The 5,487-nt window shown below is 62.4% G+C and carries 11 protein-coding genes; all 11 read left to right on the top strand.

Annotated features, from left to right (window positions below; translation table 11 throughout):
* Positions 1-214 precede the first annotated feature (214 nt).
* The 11 genes from SGR02S_RS18800 to SGR02S_RS18750 all read left to right on the top strand — a co-directional run bounded on the left by SGR02S_RS18800 (position 215) and on the right by SGR02S_RS18750 (position 5,292).
* A complete protein-coding gene (locus tag SGR02S_RS18800; RefSeq protein WP_255211528.1) occupies positions 215-571 on the top strand; it encodes an antitoxin in 357 nt (118 codons plus the stop codon).
* An 11-nt stretch (positions 572-582) separates the two neighbouring features.
* The gene (locus tag SGR02S_RS18795) at positions 583-981 is read left to right on the top strand and encodes a type II toxin-antitoxin system VapC family toxin (protein ID WP_217632824.1); all 399 of its coding nucleotides are present in this window, start codon (positions 583-585) and stop codon (positions 979-981) included.
* A gap of 208 nt (positions 982-1,189) precedes the next feature.
* Entirely contained in the window at positions 1,190-1,708 is a 519-nt protein-coding gene (locus SGR02S_RS18790; RefSeq protein WP_067113689.1) for a hypothetical protein, read from the top strand.
* On the top strand, positions 1,705-2,178 hold the full coding sequence (locus tag SGR02S_RS18785) for a DUF6878 family protein (protein ID WP_067113687.1): 474 nt from the start codon (positions 1,705-1,707) through the stop codon (positions 2,176-2,178). Before SGR02S_RS18790 ends, SGR02S_RS18785 begins: the two co-directional genes overlap by 4 nt.
* Positions 2,179-2,182: 4 nt before the next feature.
* Positions 2,183-2,575: a DUF6915 family protein gene (locus SGR02S_RS18780; RefSeq protein WP_067113685.1), complete on the top strand. Its 393-nt coding sequence runs from the start codon at positions 2,183-2,185 to the stop codon at positions 2,573-2,575.
* A gap of 33 nt (positions 2,576-2,608) precedes the next feature.
* Positions 2,609-2,869 carry a type II toxin-antitoxin system Phd/YefM family antitoxin gene (locus SGR02S_RS18775; RefSeq protein ID WP_067113683.1) on the top strand — a complete coding sequence of 87 codons (261 nt, stop codon included), beginning with the start codon at positions 2,609-2,611 and terminating at the stop codon, positions 2,867-2,869.
* Entirely contained in the window at positions 2,869-3,279 is a 411-nt protein-coding gene (locus tag SGR02S_RS18770; RefSeq protein ID WP_067113681.1) for a type II toxin-antitoxin system VapC family toxin, read from the top strand. The genes SGR02S_RS18775 and SGR02S_RS18770 overlap by 1 nt, the downstream gene beginning before the upstream one ends.
* 237 nt (positions 3,280-3,516) lie before the next feature.
* Positions 3,517-3,822 carry a DUF7673 family protein gene (locus SGR02S_RS18765; RefSeq protein WP_067113679.1) on the top strand — a complete coding sequence of 102 codons (306 nt, stop codon included), beginning with the start codon at positions 3,517-3,519 and terminating at the stop codon, positions 3,820-3,822.
* Between the two features lie 83 nt (positions 3,823-3,905).
* Positions 3,906-4,103, top strand: a complete 198-nt coding sequence (locus tag SGR02S_RS18760; RefSeq protein ID WP_067113676.1) for a hypothetical protein — start codon at positions 3,906-3,908, stop codon at positions 4,101-4,103.
* A 196-nt stretch (positions 4,104-4,299) separates the two neighbouring features.
* Entirely contained in the window at positions 4,300-4,995 is a 696-nt protein-coding gene (locus SGR02S_RS18755) for a hypothetical protein (RefSeq protein ID WP_067113673.1), read from the top strand.
* 12 nt (positions 4,996-5,007) lie between these two features.
* Positions 5,008-5,292 carry a hypothetical protein gene (locus tag SGR02S_RS18750; protein WP_067113670.1) on the top strand — a complete coding sequence of 95 codons (285 nt, stop codon included), beginning with the start codon at positions 5,008-5,010 and terminating at the stop codon, positions 5,290-5,292.
* Positions 5,293-5,487: the final 195 nt, after the last annotated feature.

The following is a 5,487-nucleotide window of genomic DNA, read 5'->3' as shown; positions in this document are numbered from 1 at the left end:
AATGACAGCCTGCCGCCGCTGCCCGGCGAAGGGAACACCGCGGGCGCGCCCGCGCAAGGGGCCGAGGCCGGCCTCGGCCAGTCGTCGGCAGAGCATGCCTTCGTCGGCTGATCACTGCTCAGCCATCGCTGCCAAAAGGTCCTCGCTTCCACCCGCGAAGCGGGGGCCTTTTGCATTTTCCCATGCCTGGGGGCCGTCAACGCGCCAGGCTCTGATGCTCACCGCCGCAGCCTCTCCACAGGCAAAAATCTTGACATTCTTCCGGCGTGATGCATATGCTCATGTATATGCAAAGGAGGTCGATATGGCCCGGAAAAAGTCCGATTCCACTCCTCCGCGAGAAGCCAAACTGTTCCGGAACAACAAGAGCCAGGCGCTGCGCATCCCTGCCGATTTCGAGTTTCCCGGTGACCGCGTGATGATCCATCGCGATGGCGAGCGCCTCATTATCGAACCGGTGCGCCGCAAGAATCTTCTGGAAGTCCTCGCATCCTTGCAGCCGCTCGGGCCCGAGGACCAGTTTCCCGATGTCGATGACACATTGCTCCCGGCGAAGGCCATAGACCTGTGAGCGGGCTCTATATGCTCGACACCAATATCGTCTCCGAGCTTGCCCGAAATCCGCAAGGCTCCGTCGCCGCACGTATCGCCGAAGTGGGTCCGGATGCGATCTGTGTCAGCATCATCACCGCGGCGGAACTCCGCTATGGCTGTGCCAGGAAGGGCTCGGCGCGGCTGCTGGCGCAGATCGAGGCCATCCTGGACAGCCTCCAGATCCTCGCCCTCGATGTTCCCGCCGACACCGAATATGGCGGCATTCGCGCAGAGCTGGAAGCAGCCGGAAAACCCATCGGGCCGAATGACCTGTTCATCGCTGCCCATGCCTATGCCTTGGACGCGGTGCTCGTGACCGCGAATATCGCAGAGTTCTCCCGTATTCGCGCACTCAAGGTCGAGAACTGGATCGCCGACCTTCATTGATCTCATGCCGGGCAATTGTCGCATAGCGTTCGCCTAGAGCGTCGTCTCGTACCCGCGGCTGCGGCTCGCACCGCACGCCTCGCGATCGATCCAAACTCTCGAGATGGTCCTCGCTCCCACAGCGGATCGGGGCCTTTTGCCTCCCGCTGCCTCCATGGCCGGGGAGAGGAGGGGGTGTGCCTTTGTGTTCATTGCACAGGAGAAGGCCATGTCCAACATCATTGACCTCGGTGGTACGCCTGCGAATGAGGATTGCGCGCAGATCGGCCACACCCCCGACTTCGAGCGCCTCAACCGACTCGAGGTCGCTACCTATCGGGCCGCCGTTATCGCCCGCTGCGGCCCGCCGCCGGACGGGTGTGCCCTCATTTCAATCACCAACCGGCACGACTTCGGCATCTATCGCACGCTCGGCCTCAGGATCGATGCCGGCGCTTTCCGCCGCGATCCGTCGGTCGCGGCCTATGCGGAGGCCGTCCAGGACGGTCTGGGCAGCTGGGTCGAGGCCGGCTTTGCCCCGCCCGTTCGCTATGACGACGGCCGCGCGCCAGCGGTCGATCGCGACCGGATCGACGACATCGTCACGGGCGCGCTGATCGCGACGCGGCCTGACCCGTCGGGACGGTTCCCGGTTCCGGATTTCGAGATCCTCCACCGCAATCTCGCGGCCGCCTATCCCGCCAGCGCCGAGGCCGCGCGCACCTTTTTGCAGGAGATGCCAGCATGACCACGACGCAACTCACGCCCGAACATGCGGCCATTCAAGCCCGTATCGAGGCCGAGATCGCAGAGCATATCGCGGCAGTCCGCGACGTCGAAGCGCGCTGCAAGGCCGCGTTCCTGCCCCTCCTCAAGAAGCATGGCATCACACGCGTCGACATCACCTACGATGGCGGCGGCGATGAGGGCATGATGGGTGATATCACTGCGTATCGCGGTGATGTCGTCTGCGAATTGCCATCGGTGCTGTGCGACCATTACGCCGTCGACTATGGCGGAAATGTTCGCAGCTCCGCGTTGCCGCTTGAGGACGCCCTGTCCGCCTTCGCCGAAAACGCCGTCTGCGACCATCATGGTGGCTGGGAAAATGGCGAGGGCGCCCATGGCGGAATTGTCATCGATGTCGCCTCGGGACGCGTGACCATCACGCATAATGCCCGGTTCATCGACTATGACACCACCGAGACGGAGCTTTGATCCCATGTCCCACTGCTATTATCATGCGCTCATCTCTGTGCGCCGCTGGGGTGGGGTGCCGGACGACTATATCGCACTTCACCAATGGTTCGATGAGTCCAAGAAGATTATCGCCGACCCGCGCCATCGGGCACTTCGGCATCATGCCGAAGGCATCTTTCTGCTCGAGACGCTTTTCGGCGTGACCATTCGCAACAGTGACGGACGCCAAGTGCCGGTCCGTCTGATCGGGGAGGCGCATGTCACCGAAGATCTGGGACGCATTCCATCCTTTGTCGACTGGGCGCGGCTCATCCAGCCGATGCCCTGGATGCTGCGCGGCAACCCTGCCGGGTCACCGGGCCTCGATCCCACCATTGAAACTGTCACGGCGGTTGCTAGACCATCGCCATTGTAGTAACATACCTACATTCAATGAGAGTTACTTACGATGGGTATGACGACGATCTCAAGCCGGGACTTCAATCAAGGTGCCAGCCGCGCGAAGAAGGCTGCTCGCAACGGGCCAGTCTATATTACTGAGCGCGGCAAGCCCACGCATGTGTTGATGACAATCGAAGACTTTCACCGCCGGCAGGGCAAGAAACCACGTAGCCTTCTGGCTGCGCTTGCGCAGACGGGTGAGGCCGGCAATTTCGATTTCGAACCCGCCAAGCTCAACCGTATCACGAAGCCGGTGGATCTCGATTGATGTTTCTGCTCGACACGAATGTCATTTCCGCGTTGCGCAGACCTGATCGGCTCCCTCCCGAAGTCACCGCATGGGCGGACAGCGCGGATGCCGACCAGTTCTACATTTCGGCGATCTCGATCCTCGAGATAGAACAGAGCATCCTGGCAGAAAAGCGCGTCGATCCTGTTACGGGTGAGATTCTGCGCGCCTGGTTCGAAACCGATGTTCTCCAGGCATTTGCCGACCGCATCATCGCGGTCGACACCGAAGTCGCCATGCGTTGTGCCGCGCTCCATGTACCAGACCCGCAGTCCGAACGTGACGGCTTGCTTGCTGCGACTGCGCTTGTCCACTCCATGACAATCGTCACCCGTAACATCATCGATTTCGAAAAAACTGGCGTTGCCCTTCTCAACCCATGGATCTGAGCGGTTCTTCCGGCATTGCGATATCCGGTCTGCCAGCGGCGCATAAAAGACCGTGTGGTCGTTTACTTAGAAAGGCACGAAGATCATGTCCTCCCCCCACGATAAATCGATACAGCGCGTATATCCTCGCCGCGAAGTTCTACGACTATCGGACTTTACCGAAGCAGATCGCTTCGCCATCGCGGCTGCGCGCGCTCCAAAGGAAGCGGTCGCATTTAACGCCGAGCTTCCGTGAACATGGACAAAGGACCGTTCAGCAAAGCGGCCGCACAGAACGCGCTCGACCGCCTCATCGACGTGGCCCGTTCCGACACCGGGCAATCGCGGCGCGTGGCGAACTTCCTCCTTGCGTGGTGGAACGGCGAGGATTGTGGACATTTCCCGCTCGCCGATCTCTTCGGCGTCGATGCGACGATCGCGACGCACATCACCACGATCGTCGGGTTTCTCGGCCAGCACGAAGGCGCAGTCTATCCTGACGCGTTCGATCGCAAGGCCGAAATGATCGAGTTGGTCGATCGTTGGCGGGATTTCGGCAACTAGCCGTCCGCAGAGCCCGATCCAGCTTTGCGACTTGCGCGGTAGCGCGCTCGCCTCCGCGCACCATCTGCGCTATGGTCCTGCCCATGAACGAGATTGATCCCCATACGCTGCGCGTCGCCGCATCGTTGGTGCGTTCACGCATCGCCAGGCTGAAGCTCGACCCGCGCATGGATGGACTTCAGCGCCTGGGCGCGCATCGCACGCTCACGCAGCTCGCGGTCGACCTCAAAGTCTCGGCCAATTATGCCGGGCCGCCGCGCCGCCGTAAACGCACGACTTAGACACGCTCGCCGCCCGCTCGTGGCGATCCTCATACTCTCCATGAACCGCTGATCGGAGGCCGCGCGTTCGGCGCGCGCCTGACCGCCGCCGCGCTTCGCGCACGGAAAGGAGAGCGGGAAGGGGGCGTGGGTCCGGGCGTGTCGCCGAGGCCGGGAACCCGGGCGGTCCCAAACCCTCCTTCCTCCAGGAGCCAGCATGGCCAATCATTTTGTCAAAGCGAGCTTCGTGCTCACCGTTACCGACGCCGAGGCCGAGGTTTTTCGCGATATCGACGAGGCCGCCGAGATCGTCCGCGATTCCGATGTCGAGCAGGATCGGCGCGTCGCCGCATATTCCGCGCGGAGTGATGCCTTCAGGTCCTGTTTTCCGCCGGCCGAGGCCGACGCCTTTGGTGGATTCCTCGCGATCTTCAGCGATCCCGATTATCCTCGCCTCGGCTTCTCGCTGCAGGTCGATCCGTCCGATGGGTCGGGCAACTGCAAGGTCTGGCTCTATGGCGATCAGGTCGATGTCGAAACCGCCGCACTGCTGATCCAGACCGTCGCGAGGTCCGCTCTGCCGTTCGGCTTCGAATATGCGCTCGATTGCGACCGCCTGCGTCCTGGTGAATTCGGGGGCGGCTATGTCGTCATCCGCGAGGACGGACTCGAGTTCGGCGGATCGTCCCAGTTGCTCGATCGCGCGATCGCGCGCGCTCACCACGAGGGCGTCGACGGATACGTCCTTGTCACGCGCGATGTCGAGGCCGGCCTCCTCTTCTGGAACACCAGCGCGGGCTTCGGCTCGCTTGAGGCCGCGACGGTGTTTTCCGAGGCCGAGGCCGCGAACTTCGACATTCCCATCGCCGACGATCAGCCGGAATGGCTCGCCCTGCCGGCGCCGCTTTCCTGAAGGAGGCCGCACATGCGCTATATCATTGCGCTCTACGAGATCGACCGGGCCTATGGCGGGCCTGAAGAAGGCAATTGGTGGTACGACACCGGCGAACTGGTTCGTCTGCTGGCGCTCGCGCCGACCGAAGCCCGGGCTGTCGCTCTCGCAGACCGCGCCAATCGCCTCCTCGAACGGCTGCAGCGTCATCATCGCCGCGTCGATTCCGTGCTCTATGACGGCGGGCGCTATACCGCCGTCGTCTATGAGTGGACGGCGCCGCCGGCCTTTCCCGAGGTCCGGCCACGCTACGCCTGATCGCGCCATCGCTCCTGGCAGGATCAATCCATTCTCGCAGCTATACGTGCAGTACATCCGCGCTGGGAGGAAATCTCCATGTCGATCTCGCGTGAGCCGCGTCTTCTCTACGAAGGGGAGTCGGTTGCAGCCGCCTTCCGTCTCGCCCACGACTGCTATCTCGAGGTCTGACCACCTCGTATCCAGCGCGATCCC

The organism is Sphingopyxis granuli NBRC 100800 (genome assembly GCF_001591045.1).
Taxonomy (GTDB): Bacteria; Pseudomonadota; Alphaproteobacteria; order Sphingomonadales; family Sphingomonadaceae; genus Sphingopyxis; species Sphingopyxis granuli.
The sequence above is the reverse complement of the archived record's forward strand: the minus strand, read 5'-3'. Positions and strand labels throughout refer to the sequence as shown.